The organism is Dyella japonica (assembly GCF_040545895.1).
Classification (GTDB): domain Bacteria; phylum Pseudomonadota; class Gammaproteobacteria; order Xanthomonadales; family Rhodanobacteraceae; genus Dyella; species Dyella japonica_D.
In genome coordinates this window covers 418,764-437,338 of record NZ_JBEPMU010000006.1, presented here as the reverse complement: position 1 = coordinate 437,338, position 18,575 = coordinate 418,764, and the positions used below count along the sequence as shown (strand labels likewise).

The window sequence follows — 18,575 nt, the reverse complement described above, 5'->3', positions numbered from 1 at the left end:
CAGAGGAAGTGAGCGATTCCGCAGGCTCTGGCCGTCGATGCGACAACAAGCGGCGACGGCGCCAGTGCGGATGGCGTGCAGTCTTCCATCGGCAAGGGTCACGGGTTTTCCGGAACGCACCCGCTTTTTTGGCTACGCAGGATTCCTTTCGAAATCGAACGGTCGCGTGGCCGTTTGTGGCTCGGCCGGGGCGGCCTGAGCCAGCCAGCCGCTCGTTTCGGCGAGGGGGCATCGCCCCTTTGAGAGCGAAGGCGCCCGGCCGCATGCATACAATTTTCAAGGCTTTGCCCGCACATACTCACGGGTATGCAACGCTGAAACGGTCGGGTTTTCCGGCTATTTCAAAGCCAAAACAGACGTTTGAACGGCACCGGCATAGGCCAAATTTCGAGTTGACTTCCCAAAATTGTATGCATACGATCCGCAACTTCTCGCAACATTGATCCAGTCAATGACGCGGGACAGGCAGGGGTTCCGATGGCTTGTCCACCTTGGGAGGAAGGACAGATGCATCAGCTCTACGCAGGAAGGGCGCCGCTCAGCTCGGGCAGGCACCGACACTCACGCCATGCGGCGACATCCGCGAGCCGTCACGCCCTGGCCGTTCATGGCGAACGGGCCTGGCGCCAGCCGGATCTCGATCTCGAACAGGCCGGCCGGCCCGTGGTTGCATCGCATTGGTCCGATCACCGCGCCACGCCGCGCGAACATACCGCGCAGAGTCCGCGCGGCTACTACGTGGCGAGCATCTTCATGCGTTCCACGCAGCTGGCGCTCACGGCCGATGCGCACGATGTGCATTGCGGCGAATGGCGTGCGGGCAGTTTCCACCTGAGCGCACCGGGCCAGCAGTTGCGCGCGCGTTTCGAGTCGCCTTGCGACATCCTGCATCTGCATCTGTCCGAAGCCTTCGTGCGTCGCATGGCCGTTGCCGCGGATTCGTTGCACCTGATGACGGCGCCCTCGCCTGCTCACGTGGCGCAGGACACCGTGATCGAGCAACTGGCGCGCGCACTGCTCGCAGCCGACGACAAGATGTGCGGTTGGCAGTACGCCGAGCGCGTAGCCGCGCCCATCGTCACCCGTTATTTCCACCTGCTGGCGCAGGCGCATTTGAACAGCGATCAGCCGCGGCGCATTGCCTTGCCGCGCTGGCGACTGCAGCGCGTGCACGACTACGTGAACGCGAACCTGGGCGGCGCGGTTACGCTCTCGGACATGGCCTCGGCCGCAGGTTTGTCACCGATGCATTTCGCTGCGCAGTTCCGCGTGGCCACGGGCCAGCGTCCGCACGACTATCTGCTCCAGTGCCGCATCGACCGCGCGAAAACGTTGCTGGCCACCAGCAGCCACACACTGATCGATGTGACGCTCGAAGTGGGCTTCTGCACGCAGGCGCACTTCACCACGGTGTTCAAGCGCTTTACCGGCACCACGCCGAACCTGTGGCGTCGTCACAACTTTCATCCGCTCGACGCGGAAGAAGGCGACGCCGAGACGCTGCGCACCCGCGCCACCGTCCACAGCTTGCACGCGTCGTCGTTCTAAGGATTCGCGTCGACGGTCATACGACGGTCGACGACATCATCGGCAGCTGCGTCAGCAGATCGGCCGCCATGCCCAGCCCGTTGCGCAATTGATCGCGCGTGGCCGACGCACCCAGGGCGATGCGCACCGCCTCGGGCGAGCTGCCCACGCTGAAGGCCTCGCGACCCACGATGCCCATGCCGGCATGGCGCAAGCCACCCACGAATTCGCCGCTGGTCCACGGCTCGGGCAAACGCAGCCATACGTGAAAACCTTCGGTGGGCATCACCAGCTGCGAGCTCGGCAACATGCGCGCGGCAATCGCCAGGCGCTCCTTCGCTTCGGCGCGGATGGCCTGCACCACGCGCTCGGCCGTACCGTCCTCGATCCAGCGTGAGGTGACCGCTGCGCTCAACGACGACACCGTGCCCGAAGTGGCGCGCATCACCGAGGTGAGCCGCGCCGCCGACCATGCATCTGGCGCCAGCACATAGGCCACCACCAGCGACGGCGACAGGCACTTCGAAAGGCCGGCGATGTGGTACGTGAGATTGGGTGCCAGCGCGGCCAAGGGCGTGGGCACCAGAGTCGGCAGCGAGCCGTAATCGTCGTCTTCGATGATGGGCAGGTTGTGGCGTTGCATCACCGCCACCACGGCCTCGCGCCGCGCCAACGGCATGGTGGTGGTGGTCGGGTTGTGCAGCGTGGGCATGCAGTAGAAGGCCTTCGGACCTTCGGACTGGCAGACTGCATCGAGGGCGTCCGGATCCACGCCGTGTTCATCCATCGGCACCGGCACCAGACGAATGCGCAGAAGTGCAGCGAGCGCGCGCACGCCGGGATACGTCAACGCTTCCACCGCCAGCGTGTCGCCCGGCGAAAGCAACATGCTCAACACCGAATGCAGGCCACCTTGCAGACCGGCGCACACCAGCACGCGATCAGCGGTGACATTCGCCATGCGCGAGGACAGCCAGCGCGCGCCCATCTCGCGATCGATTGATGTGCCGCCCGGTGGCTGGTAGCGCATCAGCAGATCCTGGCCGCGCTCTTCCACGCTACGCAAACCCCGCCACATGCAAGCCAGCAAGGCCGGATCGTTGAACTCCGGCGGATGATTCATGCTCATCTCGACCGCGCCCACCGTGACGGTGCGCGGCGGTGGCAGCGGGCGTTTGCGCACGAAGGTGCCGCGTCCCACTTCCGCATCCACCAGTTCGCGCCGGGCCGCTTCGGCATAGGCGCGCGTGACCGTGGTGAAGTCGATGCCCAGCCATTCCGCCAGCGCACGCATGGGCGGCAGGCGGTCGCCCGGCGCCAGCGTGCCCGCCTCGATGTCCTCGCCAATCGCATCGGCGATGGCCAGGTACATGGGACCGCGATTGGCCGGCAATCGGGGCTTCCAGCTCAGTTGGCGAGGCTTGGCCATCGACCGTTTCCAATGTATGGATTCATTGTTGCATTGTATGCATGCCCGGAATCAAGTCCACTCCCGGCAAAAAGCCGGCGCCCGCCGTTCGATTTGGAAAGGACCGCTGCAAACCGGAAACGCCCCTGCCCGCTCCGTCGCCACAATGCGCCGCCATTACCGCTTGCGGCCACGCCCATGAACACGTTCCGACGCACGCTCCCTTCCGCAGTGGCTGCTTGCGAGCAGCGCAGCGCGCGCCGTCGTGCGCTCGACGACGACATCTGCGTGCACATTTTCACGTCCTCGTCCGTCATGGTCGGCGTGTGCCTGACGGTGGTCGGCATACTTCGCGTCGTAGTGACGCTGCGCAGCGAAGACGTGCTGGGCGATGATCTGCTCACCATCAACACGATGGTCTACCTGATCTCTGCGTTCCTTTCCTATTGGGCGCTTCGCACGCGCAGCATCAAGCGCAATCACCGATTGGAATACGCGGCCGATGGGTTCTTCCTGCTCGGCATGGTGTTCACCGTGATCAACACGGCGTTCATCACCTGGGCGATGACGGTTGGATGAGCAGCATGTCGAACCGTCGAGGAAAAATCGCCACGGCCGTCGCGCTAGTCGTGCTTGGCGTAGCCGGCATGTCCATGTGGAGCGGCGTCGGCATGCGGGATGCGCGAGCGGATGCCGCGTTCTACAGCATCGACGAGGCGCAGGCGATGGGCGCGCCCGGCTCCATCATCCGTCTCGAACCCATGAACGGCGCGCCGCTGGGTGCCAGCGCATATCGCGTGCTCTATGGTTCCGTGGGCGTGCATGGCGAGCCCATCGCCGTATCGGGCGTGATCGTCATTCCGCCGGGAACTGCCCCCGCGGGCGGTCGCCCCGTGGTGGCCTGGGCGCACCCCACCACCGGCGTCGTACCGCGTTGCGCACCTTCCGAAGCGCGCTTCGTATTCCAGAGCATGATGGGTCTGCGCGACATGGTGCGCCACGGTTACATCGTGGCGGCGACGGATTATCCGGGACTGGGAACCGCGGGCCCACATCCTTACCTGGTCGGCGCCAGCGAAGCGCACGCAGTCATCGACATCGTGCGCGCTGCGCACCAGTTGCCAGGCGCCGACGCAAGCGCAAGCTACGCCGTCTGGGGTCATTCGCAAGGTGGCCAGGCGGCATTGTTCACCGGCATGCTGAGCAAGAGCTATGCGCCGGAACTGAACCTGGTCGGCGTCGCCGCCGCCGCGCCCGCTTCGGACCTGCAAACGCTGCTCCGCGATGATGCCGACACCGATGGTGGCCGCAATGTCACCGCGATGACCTTGTGGTCGTGGCAACGCGTATTTAGCGCTCCCATCGACCAGGTCGTCGCACCTACCGCCATGCCCGCGGTGGACGCGCTTTCCAACGAGTGCATCGAGTCGCCGCTGGACATGGTGGAACGACACTACTCACAGCGTCCGCTCGAAGAGCAATTCCTTTCCGTGAAAGACATCACCGATGTCGAACCATGGAAGTCGCTGCTCGCGCAGAACGAGGCGGGCACCCTGCCGCCCGACCTTCCCGTCTTCATTGCCCAGGGCGCCGCAGACCGCCTGGTGCTACCCACGGTCACGCAAGCCTACGTGCAGCGACTGTGCGATGCCGGCAGCCGCGTCGAATACGTGGAGCTGCCCGGCGTACACCACGGCTTCATCGGCAGCGACAGCGCACTGCGGGCCGTCGGATGGATGCGCGATCGCTTCGAGGGCAGGCCCGCGCCAAGCAGTTGCGTGGCGACACCCCGTTGAGTGAGCTACAACAGCAAGCCGATGTCCGCATGGATAGTCCGAGCAACGGAATCGTGCGCTCCGCCAGCGCCATAGCCATCTTCAGAGACAACGCGTGATCGAAAGAACTGAGAAGTGCACTGCGTGAGACTCACGTTGGAGCAGATCTGCCAGTAGCCGTGTACGCTACTGTCATATTAATGTCTCACTCTACCCACTGTAGTTTTTTGGCAATGTCAGTCATGAACAAGCTTTCCGACCCCGCCGATTCCGAACACGGCGCGGCCATCTATAGCGATCGCGTATTGAAGATCTACGACCGTTGGGTGCTCGGCTTTTCCAACGACTACGCGTGGAAGTGTCCGACGAACGCCGTGCTGCTGCCTTTTTTCCGGCAGCATTTGAGCGCCAACCATCTGGATGTTGGCGTGGGATCGGGCTACTACCTTGCGCATAGCTCGGACAAGCCCGGGCAGAAAGTCACCCTGCTGGACCTCAATGACAACAGCCTGAGGGCCGCCGGTTCGCGCATTGCACATCTGCAGCCCACGCTGGTCCGCGACGACGTGCTGCAACCCAGCGGCGCACTCGGCGACAAGAGGTTCGATTCCATTTCCCTGTTCTATCTCCTGCATTGCCTGCCGGGAAACATGGCCGAAAAGGCACGCACAGTATTTTCCACGCTTGGTCCTCACCTGGTTCCAGGCGGCGTGCTCTATGGCGCGACGATCCTCGGCGACGAGGCCAGGCACAACTGGATCGGTCGTCGCCTCATGAAGCTTTACAACCGCAAGGGCATTTTTGGAAACCGTCACGACACGCAGGCAAGCCTGCAGTCGGCTCTTGCCGAGCACTTTGCCAAGGTTGCCGTGTGGCGCGTCGGAAAGGTTGCGTTGTTCAGGGCCGAGATGCCCTAGTGCAGTCCGGTTAGCGCGCAGCAGACAAGCACCGAACGCGCGGACCATCGGCTCGGCAACGCAAATAACCGGCCATCGTCCGATGGGCCTGCACGCTAGTCTCCGTCGTCAGCAAGTGCTCTGACGAGATAAAAGGTGTCCGACATGAGACGGGCGCCACAAAAACACGTTTTGCCTTCTTTACGGCTATCGCAAGAAAGTGCGCGCATGCCTCAAGATGCCCTGGGCTCCCTCCCCCACCCCAGCCCATCACCGCATCAGTAGAGCGACTCACCGGATGACATCACCGGAGGGCTTCTATTCCCCTGAATATTTGCAATGCCGGCATGAGGTCATCCTTGAAGACCTGTTCCCACCGAAAGCAGGATACCGATGCCACGGACAGGCGCCTTCTCGAACGCATCGCCCATGGCGACCGTGCCGCGCTGGCGACGCTCTATCACAGCTATCACGAGAGGCTTTGCGTGTTCCTGTATCGCGTGACTCGGCACAGAGAGATCATCGATGAGGTCATCAACGAATCTTTCTGGGTCATCTGGCAAAAGGCAGCCGACGTTCGACAGGCACCACGGGTGTCCATCTGGATCATGGGCATTGCCTATCGCGCTGCAATGAAGGCGCTGCGACGGCGTGGGGCCGAAGCTTTCGATGAAGACAACCTCACTCTATATCGAACATCTTCGACCAACGGCGAGGAAGTTCCCGAGTTGCGGGATCGGATCACCCATGGCCTGTCCCGCCTCACCTGCGACCAGCGCCTCGTGTTCGAGCTGGTTTACGGCATCGGCCATAGCCTGGACGACGTGGCTACGATCACTGGCATACCTTTGTGCACGGTGAAAGCATGCTTGTTACAAGCCAAAGCCAAATTGCGCAATGTGCTGCCCTTCCTTGCCGTTGAGGCACCGAAGACCGGGGCGCCGTAATCGCGGTAATGGAAGGCTGGATACCAGGACACATCCGCAGGCAGCGCCTGAAACGCGCTGACACAACCAAGCCGAGCCACTGCTGAAGCTCGGGGCCACCGATCTTGCCCCGGGCTCCTCGTGCAACTGTCGCTTAGTGGATGGCGGTATAGCTGGCCGGAATCCAGGTATAGCCGTTGTTGCCCGCAGCGCGGATGTGGCCCACGCCGGGGAACGACAAGTGCGCGCCGGCGATCCAATACCCTTGCTTCGCAGCATCGGCAAGCAGCTTCAGACGGGCTGCCTCGGCGGACTTGCTGTCGGCATCGAAATGGATGGTGACCGTGGGCTGGGCAAACTGCACGGCGCCCACGTGAATCACGTCACCCCAGGCCAGCAGCTTCTGGCCTTCACTCTCGATCATGTAACCCGCGTGACCGGGCGTGTGGCCGGGCAGAAGCACGGGCTTGATGCCGGGCAACAACTCCGCCGTGCCATCGAACGGCTTGTACTTGCCGGAATCCACATAGGGCTTGAGCGCAGCCTGCGCACCCTGGAAGAAACCCTTGTCGTCCTTGCCAGCCTTGTCCAGGTTGGCCTGGCTCAACCAGAAATCGCCCTCGCGCTTGTCGGCGCGCACGATCGCGTTGGGGAACACGGCCTTGCCGTTCGCCACCAAGCCGCCAATGTGATCGGGATGCATGTGGGTGATGTAGATCTCGTCCACCTGCTCAGGGGTATAGCCGGAAGCCTTCAGCGCATCGACCATCTTGCCCAGGTTGGCCCCGAACATGGCACCTGCGCCCGTATCGATCAGCACGAGCTTGTCGCCGGTATTGATCAGGAATGCATTGAAGTTCATCTCGTAAGGCATGCTGATGTAGTTCGCCGCCAGCGCCTTCTTCACCTGCTCGGGCGTGGTCTGCGTCAGCAACTGGTCGACCGGCAGCGGCGTGGTGCCATCGGAGAGCGCGGTGATTTCGAACTTGCCCAGCATGAAACGGTAGTACGCACTACCGGACTTCTTGATCTGCGCTGCCGCCGCCTGGGCCTGCTGCACCGGTGCTGCTACCGCACCCAAGCCAAGGATCACGGCCATTGCAAGGCCGGCACGCATCAACATACCCGAAGATTTCATTCTCGTGACCTTATTTTCTAAAGGAAGACAACGTGAGTGCCTCGCGGCATTGCACCGGCGAGGCGGGGAACGAAGCGGGATTTCACATTCTGGACTGAATGGTCCACAATATTTCCGCACGCTGTCAAGGTGAGGACGTCATGTCAAAAATCGTGTCCCGCGCCGGTCGGCCTCGATCGTTCGATCAACAGGTGGCTCTGGGCGACGCCCTGGATGTGTTCTGGCGCAAAGGCTACGAAGCCACGTCACTGGACGACCTCACCGAGGCGACCCAGCTCAGTCGATCAAGTTTCTACGCGGCGTTTGGCTCAAAGCGTGAGCTTCTTCTGCACGCCTATCGGCGCTATGCCGATGCGTTCTATGCCGATATGAAGGCACTGGCGGATGAACATGAGGATACGGATGTCGCCCTGCGCGCCGTGGTAAGAGCCCTGGTGGACACCCGCCCCGATGACCGCGGCTGCTTTTGCGTGAATGCCATCGTGGAGCTGGCCCCCAGCGAGCCGGAGCTGGCTGAACTTGGGCGTGCGCACATCCAGCGCATGTGTGCGCTGCTCGAAGAACTCATCACGCAGCGCGGCACCCGGCGGCCGGTGGCGCGCGCCCAGGCTGCCACGCTGATGACATTGACCATGGGCAGCGCGGTGTTTCGCAAAGCCAGCGTGGACGAAGACACGCTCAAATTTGTGCAGAAACAGGCGCTGGGTCTGCTCGACCTTGCTTAGGCCGCGCATGTTCGTTCCATCACGCGCGCCATAGGCCAGGAGCAGACGCTCCCGCCTGCCTCGGTCGCCGAGCATCTTCGCCGGAAGCCACTTTGGCAGCGTGCGCGTCACCCCGCTTCTAGCGCGATAACTCACAGATCCAATTGACCTCCCAGTGCTTGCCGCCATCGGGAGAGAACGATTGCTCCATGCGTGCGGATTTGGGCGAGATGTTCAACCACATCCAGCGCACCAGAACGACGCGCCCTTTCCACGTCTGGTGGTTGTAGAACTCGCCGGTATTGCCATGGAATTCGCCCACCACGGGCGCGTCGAGTTCACCCTTGTCCAGGTCAAGGCCGTAGATGCTCCATTGATGCGTTTCCGGGTTGTACATGCGCAGGGTCTGCGCCTTGATGTGCAATTTCCTGTCCGGACTGGTGACGTCGAACTGCTCGAAATTGGCATTCGTATCGAGCAACTTGTGGTGATTGGAAATGCCGTCGTATACGTCCCAGGCCTTGGAGTTGTTCAGGCGATCGGGCAAGCGGCGAACATGGGCCTTCCAGTCGCCGATGAGGAAGTCGAAATCGTGGGATCCATCGCGCGGCGAGGTGGCGAACACCGCCGTCGGATTTGCCGGAGCCTGCGTCACAGCGTCGGACGCCGTCGAGCCGGTTGAGAATGCCATGCCGACAAGCAGCGGGATGGCCAATCCAAGTGCAATCCGTTTCATGCGAGACACGCTGACCTCCAGTTGAGTTCATGCAGTGACGCGGTGAAGTTATCGAACGTCTTTGACCTTGCTGAGGATCACAATCGCCCTATCGGGCACGAGTGACCTCGGGATGATACGCGACCGCCATGCAGCAGACCTTTCTTGACCAGACCGATCACCACCAGCCCTGGGCATGACGACCAGACTTGTGAATGGACTCGGTATAAATACGCATTTTGAAATTCCTTGTATCAGTCATGAAACGTCTCAACAGTGATCCCATTGGAGCCCTGCGAAAGGCGGCGTATAAGAACCGATGGGGTTCACGATGTTTCTCCTCAAGCCGCCTCGCCCACGGAGGCGATACGACCCTGCGCAACGCAACCAGGTCACGCGCTGTTCGACGCAGAAACGAAACCGTCCTAAATCACTGTCATTAAGGGAGTGCTGATATGGCAACGCGCCTTAATTCCGTGGAAAAGGCCGCACCCGGCTTGCTAGGTTTCGATGCATCCGTTCCCGTGAGCGCCAAGGCGGCCAAGGAATTCAGCCGAAGCGGCTATCGATACTGCATTCGATATCTGTCCCGCTCCACGCCGCAACCAAGCGATGACCTCACGGCCGGCGAGCTCAAGGGACTGTTGGCTGGTGGACTGGCGGTGATGGCCGTGCAGCATGTGATGCGCGAGGGCTGGATTCCTTCGGGCGACCGAGGGACGCAGTACGGAGAGGCCGCGGTTGCCAACGCAAAAGAAGTGGGACTGCCCAAGGGCGTTACCGTGTGGCTCGACCTGGAAGGCGCGCATCACGGCGTGAATCGCACCGATGTCATCGCCTATTGCAACCACTGGTTCGATGTCGTCGCCGGCGCCGGCTATGAATCGGGCGTCTACGTAGGTGCCAGTTGCGGCCTGGACGGTGGCGATCTTTATTGGCAGCTCAAGACGCGCCACTACTGGCGCTCTGGCAGCAAGGTGCCTGATCTTCCGCATCGGGGCTACCAACTGGTGCAGCGAATCACCAGCGAACCGGACATCGTTAGCGGCATCGAGATCGACCGGGACGTGACCTACGTCGATGAATTCGGAGACGCCGTCACCTGGCTCGCCCCGTGAGCCTGTTCCAAGCCTTGACCTCATCACCGCCTGAGAACGGAGACCACCATGGGAATCGGCAAGAACAACTTCGACCAGCTCAGCCAGTACCAGAAGGCCGTCGACGACAATCCCGATGTGCCACGCGCCCTGTGCTTCGGCGATTCCTGGTTCCAGTACGTTCCGCATCCGACCGATCTGAACAAGCAGCTCGCGCGCATCTTCAAGAACACCTTGTTCCTCAACGAAGGCGTGGCCGGCCGGGATAGTGCGATGTGGAAGATCGGGCTGCCGCGCATCAAGCGCGAGATCGCGAGTTATTCGTTCAAGGCGATCCTGCTGTCGAACGGCGGCAATGACATCGTGGGCAACGAGATGCGGGAGTTCGTCAAGGAGGCGGATCGACCGCAGTCGCCCGGCTCGTTCGACTGGGGCGTTATTCCACCGCAGGTAATGGATCACATTCGCCTGTCCACCTTCCAGTGCGCCATCCAGTACGCCATCGAGGATCTGGCCGAAGTGGTGCAACTGCGCGACCTCTACTCTCGCGATTCCATCATCTTCGTGCACACGTATGCGTACATCTGGCCCAGCGGCGACGCCTTCAAGCTTGGCCCCTTCAAGCTCGGGCCATGGGTGAAACCCTATCTCGATGCCGTGGGCGTCACCGACATCAAGGATCAGCGCGTCATCACCTGCTGGCTGATCGATCAGTTCTATCGCCGATTGCAGATCCTGGCGTCGCAGCATCCCAACGTCCGCGTGATCGATTCCCGCGACGCGCTGCCCGACCGGCGTCAGTGGGAGAACGAGATCCACCCCACGAACACCGGATTCCAGCGTATCGCCAAGGATTACTGGGTGCCTCAACTGACGGGCATTCTGAAGTAGCTCAGGCGGGCCGTCGGTGGCGACGCCCCGGCGTTGACGGAAAATCATGCAGGGAGACGGGCCGCCCTTGCCCGCTGCTTTGTGTCATGATTTTCCCAGGCGGCATGCGGGGAGCTTCTCCATGAGGCCAGCCGCGTGCCAACCGTCGTGAATACCGTCGAGGCCGGTTTCGGGGGATCCGTGCTCCAAAGGGGCCGAGCGTGCTGCTGCGGATCAACCTGATACTGCTAATCGCATTCGCGCTCGGCATGATCGCGATCTCCCTGGTCGTCACATCGACCCTGCAGGAAAACGCAACGCGCGAAGTACTCGCCCAGGCGGGCTTGATGCTCGACAGCGCGGCCGCGATCCGCTCCTACACCGATACCGAAATCGTGCCGTTGCTCGACGACAAGATGGCCAGCGCGTTCCGTCCGCAGAGCGTGCCGTTCTATGCGGCCACGCAGAACTTCCTCACGCTGCACAAAGAGCATCCCGACTACGCCTATAAGGAAGCCACGCTCAACCCCACCAATCCACGCGACCGCGCAACGGACTGGGAGGCCGACATCGTGCAACGCTTCCGCAACGACAGCACCGCCCGCGAAGTGAGCGGAACGCGCGACACACCGATGGGAAGAACCCTCTACCTGGCCCGCCCGATCCGCGTCGATGCCGGCTGCCTGGGTTGTCACAGCCTGCCTTCGGCGGCGCCCGCGACGATGCTGGCACGTTATGGAAGCGACAACGGATTTGGCTGGCAGCCCAACGAGGTGGTCGGCGCGCAAATCGTTTCGGTGCCGTTCGCCAGTGCCGAATCCAGCGCCACGCGCGTGCGGCGCGACGTGCTCGGCGCCATCGCCGCGATGCTTGTGTGCGTGCTGCTGATCGTGAATGTCTCGCTCTATGTGCTGGTGATTCGTCCCGTGCGCCGCATTGCGCGCATCGCCGACCAAGTGAGCCTTGGCGACCATTCGGCACCGGAATTTCCCAGTGGTGGCGGATCGGAAGTGGCCGCCTTGTCGGCGGCCTTCAACCGCATGCGCAAGAGCCTGGACAAGGCGCTGCGATTGCTGGGCGGCTAGGCCATGGCACACGACCTGTTCGTCAGCTACTCGCAACCGGACCGGGACACCGCCTTCGCTCTGGTGCAACGCCTGGAAGCCCGCGGCATCCGCGTGTGGATTGCGCCGCGCGACGTATCCCCGGCTGCCGACTGGGCCGCCGAAATCATCGATGCGATTTCCAGCGCACGGCTGATGCTTCTGGTCTTCTCGGGGAGCAGCAACGAATCGAACCAGGTGCGACGCGAGGTGGAGCGCGCCGTGCACAAGCAGCTCTCGATTCTTCCGTTTCGTATCGAGAATGTGCTGCCTTCCAAGAGCCTCGAATACTTCCTCAGCACGCAGCACTGGATGGATGCGTTTCCGCCACCGCTGGAACCGCACATCGACCGCCTATGCGATTACCTCGACACCTCGCTGGGCAGATTAGCCATCCACGATCTTGTCGACGAACACCGCCCATCGCGTGATCGCCCAACCACCGACGCCACCCGTCCAACCACCCACGTCGATGCTGCACATTTGCGACTGCTGGAGATGGAACTGGCCAAGCGCATCGGTCCCGTGGCTGCACATCTTGTACGTCGCGCCACCCTGGCGGGCGGCGACCTGGATGTTCTTGCCCGGCGCCTCGCCACGGAAATCGAAGGTGAGCGGGAGCGGCGGATTTTTCTCGAGGCCTGCTGGCGGATCGGCAAGAACACGTAGCGAGCCTGAAGGTGCGGCGAGCAGCGCTGGGCATCAGACGAATGGGAGGCCACGCTTATCGCCGAGGCACTATTTCCTGTCACCAATTGCCGCTAGTGTGATGGCCGCATACCGCAAGCCGTTGCATGGGCTCCAGGCAGGCTTGAGGCGTACCCGTTCGCACCGGCCCACCCTCTTCATGCGAGAGCCCATGACGCAAATGACGACCGCTTCTGGATTGCTGGGCGACACGCCGTCGCGCGACTACACCGGCAAGCTCAGGCTGTTCAACGCGTTTGCGGAACCGGAGATTCGCCAGGCTATTGCGAGCCTCGCCTTGCAGCCCGGCATGCGCGTGCTCGACGCCGGTTGTGGCACGGGCGAGGCCTTGCGTTGGCTGGTGGAAGAAGTGGGACCGAGCGGCGAAGTCATCGGCATGGACCTGGCAATGCCACATATCCGGGCGGCGCATACCATCGGCGATCGCTCGCTGCTGATTCAAGGCAACATCGTCGATCCGCCGATCGCTCCGGCAAGCGTCGACCTGGTCTGGTCGGTGAATGTGATCAACCATCTCCGTTCGCCCATCGCGGGTCTCCAGTCCCTGATGAGGCTGATTCGACCGGGCGGTCGTGTTGCGCTCGGCCAGAGCTCGCTGTTGCCGGATATGTATTTCGCCTGGGATTCGCGGCTGGAACGCCTGGTCAATGAGGCCGTGCGCCAGTACTACCGCGATCGCTACCAGCTCGACGAACGCGAGCTGACGTCCATCCGCGCCATCGCCGGCCTGCTGCGCGAGGCCGGGCTGCGGCACGTGCGCGTGCGCACCTTCATGATCGAACGCCTCGCGCCGCTGCGCGGCGAGGACGCGAACTATCTGCTGGAAGCGATCTTTCGCGGCACCTGGGGACCTCGCCTGCAGCCGTATCTAGCGAGCAGCGATCACGAGGAAGTGATGCGCCTGTGCGATCCGGACCATCGCGACTTTGCGTTGCGTCGTCCCGATTTCCACTTCCTGCAGAGCTTCACGCTGGCGGTGGGCGATATCTGAGCTGGACGCGAACGTGCGCTTGGCGACGCACTACTGCGGAGCGACGTTGGCGGCGGCGACACCGGGCAAGTTCAACGACGCATCCGCGTCCATGCGCGTGCGTTCTTCACCCATTTCGCGCGCCATCGCGGCGAAGCGTTCCTGCATGGCGGTGGGACGCCAGTCGCTGCGGCGGACCATGGCCATACGCCGCCGCAACACGCCGCCTTCGATGGGTATTTCTGCCAGTGCGCCGGCCTGGCGTTCGAACAGGAACTGGTCCAGCGACATCAGCGTCAGCCAGTCGCCCTTGAGCATGAGTCCGCGCGTCACCAGCACCGAACCGCATTCGATGCGCGGCGTCGGCGGCTCGACGCCGTGCGTGCGAAACAGGGTTTCCCAATTGCGCCGCATCGGTACGCCCAGCGCCGGCACGGCCCAGGGATAGGCGAGCAGATCATCGATGGTGACGCGATTCCTGTGGCGCAGCGGATGCTCGCTGTTGCCGACGATGAAGAGTTCGTCGTTGAACAGGCCTTCCTGGTCCACGTCATTGGCAGGCGCCGGGTAGCGCATCGCGCCGCCGATCACCAGGTCGATATCGCCATGACGCAACGCCATCAGCAACTCGCCATAGGGTGCCTCGCGCACCTCCATCGATGCGCCGGGATGTTCCTGCGCAAATCGAGCCAGCAGGTCGGGAAGAAATACCGCACGCGCCATCGGCAGCGTACCGATGCTGATGCGGCCGCCGCCGTGCTTGCCGGCGGCGATTTCGTCCAGCCCGGTGCGCAACTCGGCGAGCATCAAGCGCACGAAGCGCACGAAACGGCTGGCCAGATCCGTAGGCCGCACCGCGCGGCCGGCGCGCACGAGCAGTTCGGCGCCCAGCGCGTCCTGCAGTTCGCGCACGGCGCGGTGGACGGCCGGTTGCGATAGCCCGATCTGCTCGGCGGCCGCGGCATAACTGCTGCAGTTCTCCACCGCCACCAGCGCGCGCAGTTGAACCATGCTCACGCGCCGCTCGATGTGGTCCAGCGGCGCGAGTCGCGCCGAGCGACGTACCAGGCGAACACCGTGGATGAGATAGCGCAGCGCGTGTTCCACACGAACGATCCACGCGAGCCCCGTCTCGGTGGGACGCATGCCCATGGCCTGGCGCTCGAACAGGCGCGTGTCGAGATGGCGTTCCAGCTTGCCGACGGCTTGGGCCAAGGCCGGCTGGGAGAGACTTACCTGCTCTGCAGCGGCACTCATGCTGCCGGCGCGCGAAATCACGCTGAGCGCTTCCAGGTGCCGGAGATTGAGGGCGTAAATTTTATCCATGGACAATCAATAGCATTTACTTATGGGCGGATAGTAAAACGAATTTGGCAACACCAGCGTTTTAGCGCAACTTCCGTTCCCGACACGCGAAGGGGCGAAACGCCCTGTGACAGTCGATATCAAAGTCGAAAGTCCTAAGGTAACTTTTCTTTGCGCAACGCAGCATAAAAAGTCATCCATTTGGCACCCACCTCGATTTATCGATTGCTGCGACGCAAGAAAGACGCGCTGGCGCCTGATACCGCAAACCCTTGGATCCGCTCGACTCATGCACATTATCGACTCCCACCTGCACGCCATCGCTCCCGACGCGGTCACCTACCCGAAGAACCCCATCGGTGGTCATCAATCCGAATGGTCGCAAGAGCGTCCGGTGGATGTGCAAGGCGTCATCAAGGCGCTGGATGATGCCGGCGTAGCCAAGGCGGTGGTGGTGCAGGCGTCCACCGTGTACGGACACGACAACCGTTATGTGGTCGACGCGGTGCGTGCCTATCCGGATCGCCTGGTGGGTGTGTACTCGATCGATGCGCTGGCGCCCGATGCGGTAGAGCGGATCGATCATTGGGAAGCGCAGGGCTTGCACGGCTTTCGCTTGTTCACCACCGGCACCACCATGCCCGGGCAGTCGGATTGGCTGGGTCACAAGGATTCGTATCCGGCTTGGGCGCATGCGGAAAAGAAAGGCATTCCCGTGTGCCTGCAAATGACCATGCAAGGTCTGCCGACGCTTCGTACGTTGATGGAACGCTTTCCGAAATCGCGCGTGCTGCTCGATCACTGCGCCCGCCCGAACCTGGACGATGGCGCGCCGTACCAAGCTGCGCAGGCGCTGTTCGAGATGGCGCAGTACGAAGGCGTGCATCTCAAACTGACCAACCGCACGCTCGCTTCCGCCGCGCAAGGACATTCCACGCCGGCCGCGTTCCTTGAAAAACTGGTGCACACCTTCGGCGCGCAACGCATTGCCTGGGGCTCCAATTTCCCGGCCACCGAAGGGTCGCTTCGTCAGTTGCTGACATCCGCACGCGAGGCACTCTCCAGCCTTCCCGAGCAGCAGCAGGCGATGATTCTCGGCGGCACCGTGGCACGCATTTATCCGGCGCTGGCGGGAGTGGCAGCATGAACCAGCCCGTGCATCTCCATGCGGTGTTGAAGACCACGCCGCTTGCTACGCCGCTCAAGGATGGCTCGCTCAAGAGCGACGACGTGGTACTCGACTTCACCGAGATCAACCCGATCCACCAGGCCTTTGCGCCGATGGTGCGTGAGGCAGCGTTCGACATCTCGGAGCTGGCCATCGTCACGGCGTTGCAGGCCGTTGCGTACAAGCGCCCCGTGGTGCTGTTGCCGGTGGTGGTGGCATCGCGCTTCCAGCGCGGCTGCCTGATTTCGTACCGCCCGCGCGGTGACGTGAAACCCGAGCAGCTGCGCGGCAAGCGCGTGGGCGTGCGTTCGTACACGCAGACAACGGGCATGTGGGTGCGTGCGCACCTGGTCGAAGACTACGGACTGGCCACGCCCGACATCCGCTGGGTCACGCATGACCCTGCGCACGTCGAGCAATACCAGGATCCGTCGTTCGTCGAGCATCCCGCGCACGGCAAAGGTCTCATCGAGATGCTGCACGACGGCGACATCGATGCAGCGATCTTCGGCAATGACCTGCCCGAGGGCGATGACTACGTTCCCGTGATCGCCGAAGCGAAGGCCAGGGATCTGGCCTGGGCGCAGCAGCACGGTTTCGTGCCGATCAACCATGTGGTCGCTGCCAGCGCCGACATCTGCAAGCGCCAACCCGCCGCCGTACGCGCCGCCTACGCATTGTTGGTGCAGGCCGAACGCCAACAGGCTGCGCCCGAAACCGGGCCTCGCAAGACCTTGTCGGGCTTCGATGCCTTGCGCGCACCGCTGGCCTGGATCATCGACGCCTGCGTGGAACAGGCGCTGCTGCCGCGAAAACTCAGCCTCGACGAGGTGCTGGGTCCAGCCCATGCCTTGCTGACGGGCGAAACGGCCTGACATCACCAACGGCCAAGTACACCAAGCGCTGACGCAGCCTCTGCCGAGAGTTTAAGTTCCGTCATGACCCGACCGGTTAATCTCCAAGCCCACATGATTTCGCAACGGCGACCGCTCTATCGAGACCTGACCTTCCAGGTGGTGGCCGGCATCGTGCTGGGCGTGCTGGTCGGCGTGCTGTGGCCGGATGTGGGCGCGACGCTCAAGCCGCTGGGCGACATCTTCATCCGCCTGATCCAGATGGTGGTGGGGTTGATCATCTTCTGCACGGTCACCCACGGCATCGCCAGCGTGCGCGACCTGGGCAAGGTCGGCCGCATCGCGCTCAAGGCCATGGTGTATTTCGAAGTGGTCACCAGCGTGGCGCTGGTGATCGGGCTGGTCGCCATCAACCTGCTCAAGCCCGGTGTGGGCATGCATGTGGACGTGGCTACGCTCAAGCACGGTCTGGATTCGATGGATCACGGTACTGCCGCACCGCATGGCTTTGGCGAGTTCCTCACCAACCTGGTGCCCACCTCGGCCGTCGGTGCGTTCAGTCAGGGCGACATCCTGCAGATCCTGCTGTTCTCGGTGCTGTTTGCCTGCGGACTGGCCAGCCTCGGCGAGAAAGCGCAGCCGGTGCTGCACGTGGTCGACGTGGTACGCGACACCCTGTTCTGGATCATCCGTGTGGTCATGAAGCTGGCGCCCATCGCCGCCTTTGGTGCGATTGCCTTCACCACGGCCAAATTCGGCGTCGGCAGTCTGGTGCCACTGGGCAAGCTGGTCGCCGAATTCGTGCTGACTTGCGTGGTGTTTCTGCTGCTCGTGCTTGCGCCGATTTCGTACGCATGCGGTTTCAGCCTGTTCCGCCTGATGCGTTACTTCCGCGAGGAGCTGGTGCTGGTACTGGGCACCAGTTCATCGGAAAGCGTGTTCCCGCAGCTCACCGAAAAACTCGGCCGGCTCGGCGTGGACGAATCGGTGGTCGGCATGGTGCTGCCCACCGCTTACAGCTTCAATCACGATGGCACCTGCCTGTATTTCGCCGCGGTAACGGTATTCCTGGCGCAGGCCACCGATACGGCGCTGGGCTGGCAGGCGCAGTTGGGCCTGCTGCTTATTCTCTTGCTGACTTCCAAGGGTGGTGCCGGCGTCTCCGGCTCGGCCATTGCGGTACTCACCCTCACGTTGGCGGCAACCAAGACCATTCCTGTGAGCAGCATCGCCTTGATTCTCGGCGTGCATCGCATCCTGTCGGCGGCATTCGTGTTCGTGAACATCGTCGGCAATTGCGTGGCCACCGTGGTGGTGGGCCATTGGGAGAAAGCGGTCGACCGCGACAAGCTTCAACGAGAACTACGAGCGGGCTGACGAGACGTTCGATCACGCCCTCAAAAAACCACGT

The 18,575-nt window shown here is 62.6% G+C and carries 18 protein-coding genes; 14 read left to right on the top strand and 4 right to left on the bottom strand.

Features of this window, described 5'->3' with window-relative positions; genetic code table 11:
* Nucleotides 1–507 precede the first annotated feature (507 nt).
* The gene (locus ABIC75_RS20345) at nt 508–1,548 is read left to right on the top strand and encodes an AraC family transcriptional regulator (protein WP_354015715.1); all 1,041 of its coding nucleotides are present in this window, start codon (nt 508–510) and stop codon (nt 1,546–1,548) included.
* A 16-nt stretch (nt 1,549–1,564) separates the two neighbouring features.
* Here the strand turns inward: ABIC75_RS20345 and ABIC75_RS20340 are convergent, their stop codons facing one another.
* On the bottom strand, nt 1,565–2,956 hold the full coding sequence (locus ABIC75_RS20340; RefSeq protein ID WP_354015714.1) for a PLP-dependent aminotransferase family protein: 1,392 nt from the start codon (nt 2,954–2,956) through the stop codon (nt 1,565–1,567).
* 177 nt (nt 2,957–3,133) lie between these two features.
* On the opposite strand from ABIC75_RS20340, the gene ABIC75_RS20335 reads away from it, so the two are divergent.
* The 4 genes from ABIC75_RS20335 to ABIC75_RS20320 all read left to right on the top strand — a co-directional run bounded on the left by ABIC75_RS20335 (nt 3,134) and on the right by ABIC75_RS20320 (nt 6,553).
* A complete protein-coding gene (locus ABIC75_RS20335; RefSeq protein WP_354015713.1) occupies nt 3,134–3,514 on the top strand; it encodes a hypothetical protein in 381 nt (126 codons plus the stop codon).
* A 5-nt stretch (nt 3,515–3,519) separates the two neighbouring features.
* Entirely contained in the window at nt 3,520–4,731 is a 1,212-nt protein-coding gene (locus ABIC75_RS20330) for a lipase family protein (protein WP_354015712.1), read from the top strand.
* 221 nt (nt 4,732–4,952) lie between these two features.
* The gene (locus ABIC75_RS20325; RefSeq protein ID WP_354015711.1) at nt 4,953–5,627 is read left to right on the top strand and encodes a class I SAM-dependent methyltransferase; all 675 of its coding nucleotides are present in this window, start codon (nt 4,953–4,955) and stop codon (nt 5,625–5,627) included.
* Nucleotides 5,628–5,965: 338 nt separating this feature from the next.
* Nucleotides 5,966–6,553, top strand: coding sequence for an RNA polymerase sigma factor (locus ABIC75_RS20320; protein WP_354015710.1), 588 nt, complete (start codon nt 5,966–5,968; stop codon nt 6,551–6,553).
* 133 nt (nt 6,554–6,686) lie between these two features.
* Here ABIC75_RS20320 and ABIC75_RS20315 read toward each other — a convergent pair whose 3' ends face one another.
* Nucleotides 6,687–7,670, bottom strand: a complete 984-nt coding sequence (locus tag ABIC75_RS20315; protein ID WP_354015709.1) for an MBL fold metallo-hydrolase — start codon at nt 7,668–7,670, stop codon at nt 6,687–6,689.
* A gap of 140 nt (nt 7,671–7,810) precedes the next feature.
* On the opposite strand from ABIC75_RS20315, the gene ABIC75_RS20310 reads away from it, so the two are divergent.
* Nucleotides 7,811–8,395: a TetR/AcrR family transcriptional regulator gene (locus ABIC75_RS20310; RefSeq protein WP_354015708.1), complete on the top strand. Its 585-nt coding sequence runs from the start codon at nt 7,811–7,813 to the stop codon at nt 8,393–8,395.
* Between the two features lie 118 nt (nt 8,396–8,513).
* Here ABIC75_RS20310 and ABIC75_RS20305 read toward each other — a convergent pair whose 3' ends face one another.
* Nucleotides 8,514–9,110, bottom strand: a complete 597-nt coding sequence (locus ABIC75_RS20305) for a hypothetical protein (protein ID WP_354015707.1) — start codon at nt 9,108–9,110, stop codon at nt 8,514–8,516.
* 434 nt (nt 9,111–9,544) lie between these two features.
* On the opposite strand from ABIC75_RS20305, the gene ABIC75_RS20300 reads away from it, so the two are divergent.
* The 5 genes from ABIC75_RS20300 (at nt 9,545) to ABIC75_RS20280 (ending at nt 13,858) form a co-directional block, all read left to right on the top strand.
* A complete protein-coding gene (locus tag ABIC75_RS20300; protein WP_354015706.1) occupies nt 9,545–10,207 on the top strand; it encodes a DUF1906 domain-containing protein in 663 nt (220 codons plus the stop codon).
* A gap of 48 nt (nt 10,208–10,255) precedes the next feature.
* Nucleotides 10,256–11,077 carry a hypothetical protein gene (locus ABIC75_RS20295; protein ID WP_354015705.1) on the top strand — a complete coding sequence of 274 codons (822 nt, stop codon included), beginning with the start codon at nt 10,256–10,258 and terminating at the stop codon, nt 11,075–11,077.
* Nucleotides 11,078–11,277: 200 nt separating this feature from the next.
* Complete coding sequence (locus ABIC75_RS20290) at nt 11,278–12,141, top strand: Tll0287-like domain-containing protein (protein WP_354015704.1); 864 nt, start codon at nt 11,278–11,280, stop codon at nt 12,139–12,141.
* A gap of 3 nt (nt 12,142–12,144) precedes the next feature.
* Nucleotides 12,145–12,828 (top strand): toll/interleukin-1 receptor domain-containing protein, encoded by a 684-nt coding sequence (locus ABIC75_RS20285; RefSeq protein WP_354015703.1) that lies wholly within the window; start codon nt 12,145–12,147, stop codon nt 12,826–12,828.
* A gap of 190 nt (nt 12,829–13,018) precedes the next feature.
* Nucleotides 13,019–13,858, top strand: a complete 840-nt coding sequence (locus tag ABIC75_RS20280; RefSeq protein ID WP_354015702.1) for a class I SAM-dependent methyltransferase — start codon at nt 13,019–13,021, stop codon at nt 13,856–13,858.
* Nucleotides 13,859–13,888: 30 nt separating this feature from the next.
* Here ABIC75_RS20280 and ABIC75_RS20275 read toward each other — a convergent pair whose 3' ends face one another.
* Nucleotides 13,889–15,163, bottom strand: a complete 1,275-nt coding sequence (locus ABIC75_RS20275) for a LysR family transcriptional regulator (protein ID WP_354015701.1) — start codon at nt 15,161–15,163, stop codon at nt 13,889–13,891.
* 268 nt (nt 15,164–15,431) lie between these two features.
* Between ABIC75_RS20275 and ABIC75_RS20270 the strand changes: the two genes are divergently transcribed.
* The 3 genes from ABIC75_RS20270 (at nt 15,432) to dctA (ending at nt 18,541) form a co-directional block, all read left to right on the top strand.
* The gene (locus tag ABIC75_RS20270; RefSeq protein WP_354015700.1) at nt 15,432–16,289 is read left to right on the top strand and encodes an amidohydrolase family protein; all 858 of its coding nucleotides are present in this window, start codon (nt 15,432–15,434) and stop codon (nt 16,287–16,289) included.
* Nucleotides 16,286–17,185 carry a hypothetical protein gene (locus ABIC75_RS20265; protein ID WP_354015699.1) on the top strand — a complete coding sequence of 300 codons (900 nt, stop codon included), beginning with the start codon at nt 16,286–16,288 and terminating at the stop codon, nt 17,183–17,185. Before ABIC75_RS20270 ends, ABIC75_RS20265 begins: the two co-directional genes overlap by 4 nt.
* A gap of 93 nt (nt 17,186–17,278) precedes the next feature.
* Nucleotides 17,279–18,541 (top strand): C4-dicarboxylate transporter DctA, encoded by a 1,263-nt coding sequence (dctA, locus tag ABIC75_RS20260; protein ID WP_354015698.1) that lies wholly within the window; start codon nt 17,279–17,281, stop codon nt 18,539–18,541.
* The last annotated feature ends 34 nt before the right edge of the window (nt 18,542–18,575 follow it).

What these genes read in the sequence shown, in the direction of transcription:
- ABIC75_RS20345 (WP_354015715.1), top strand. Translation starts at nt 508, where the DNA reads ATGCATCAGCTCTACGCAGGAAGGGCGCCGCTCAGCTCGGGCAGGCAC.
- ABIC75_RS20340 (WP_354015714.1), bottom strand. Translation starts at nt 2,956, where the DNA reads ATGGCCAAGCCTCGCCAACTGAGCTGGAAGCCCCGATTGCCGGCCAAT.
- ABIC75_RS20335 (WP_354015713.1), top strand. Translation starts at nt 3,134, where the DNA reads ATGAACACGTTCCGACGCACGCTCCCTTCCGCAGTGGCTGCTTGCGAG.
- ABIC75_RS20330 (WP_354015712.1), top strand. Translation starts at nt 3,520, where the DNA reads ATGTCGAACCGTCGAGGAAAAATCGCCACGGCCGTCGCGCTAGTCGTG.
- ABIC75_RS20325 (WP_354015711.1), top strand. Translation starts at nt 4,953, where the DNA reads ATGAACAAGCTTTCCGACCCCGCCGATTCCGAACACGGCGCGGCCATC.
- ABIC75_RS20315 (WP_354015709.1), bottom strand. Translation starts at nt 7,670, where the DNA reads ATGAAATCTTCGGGTATGTTGATGCGTGCCGGCCTTGCAATGGCCGTG.
- ABIC75_RS20310 (WP_354015708.1), top strand. Translation starts at nt 7,811, where the DNA reads ATGTCAAAAATCGTGTCCCGCGCCGGTCGGCCTCGATCGTTCGATCAA.
- ABIC75_RS20305 (WP_354015707.1), bottom strand. Translation starts at nt 9,110, where the DNA reads ATGAAACGGATTGCACTTGGATTGGCCATCCCGCTGCTTGTCGGCATG.
- ABIC75_RS20300 (WP_354015706.1), top strand. Translation starts at nt 9,545, where the DNA reads ATGGCAACGCGCCTTAATTCCGTGGAAAAGGCCGCACCCGGCTTGCTA.
- ABIC75_RS20295 (WP_354015705.1), top strand. Translation starts at nt 10,256, where the DNA reads ATGGGAATCGGCAAGAACAACTTCGACCAGCTCAGCCAGTACCAGAAG.
- ABIC75_RS20285 (WP_354015703.1), top strand. Translation starts at nt 12,145, where the DNA reads ATGGCACACGACCTGTTCGTCAGCTACTCGCAACCGGACCGGGACACC.
- ABIC75_RS20280 (WP_354015702.1), top strand. Translation starts at nt 13,019, where the DNA reads ATGACGCAAATGACGACCGCTTCTGGATTGCTGGGCGACACGCCGTCG.
- ABIC75_RS20275 (WP_354015701.1), bottom strand. Translation starts at nt 15,163, where the DNA reads ATGGATAAAATTTACGCCCTCAATCTCCGGCACCTGGAAGCGCTCAGC.
- ABIC75_RS20270 (WP_354015700.1), top strand. Translation starts at nt 15,432, where the DNA reads ATGCACATTATCGACTCCCACCTGCACGCCATCGCTCCCGACGCGGTC.
- ABIC75_RS20265 (WP_354015699.1), top strand. Translation starts at nt 16,286, where the DNA reads ATGAACCAGCCCGTGCATCTCCATGCGGTGTTGAAGACCACGCCGCTT.
- dctA (WP_354015698.1), top strand. Translation starts at nt 17,279, where the DNA reads ATGATTTCGCAACGGCGACCGCTCTATCGAGACCTGACCTTCCAGGTG.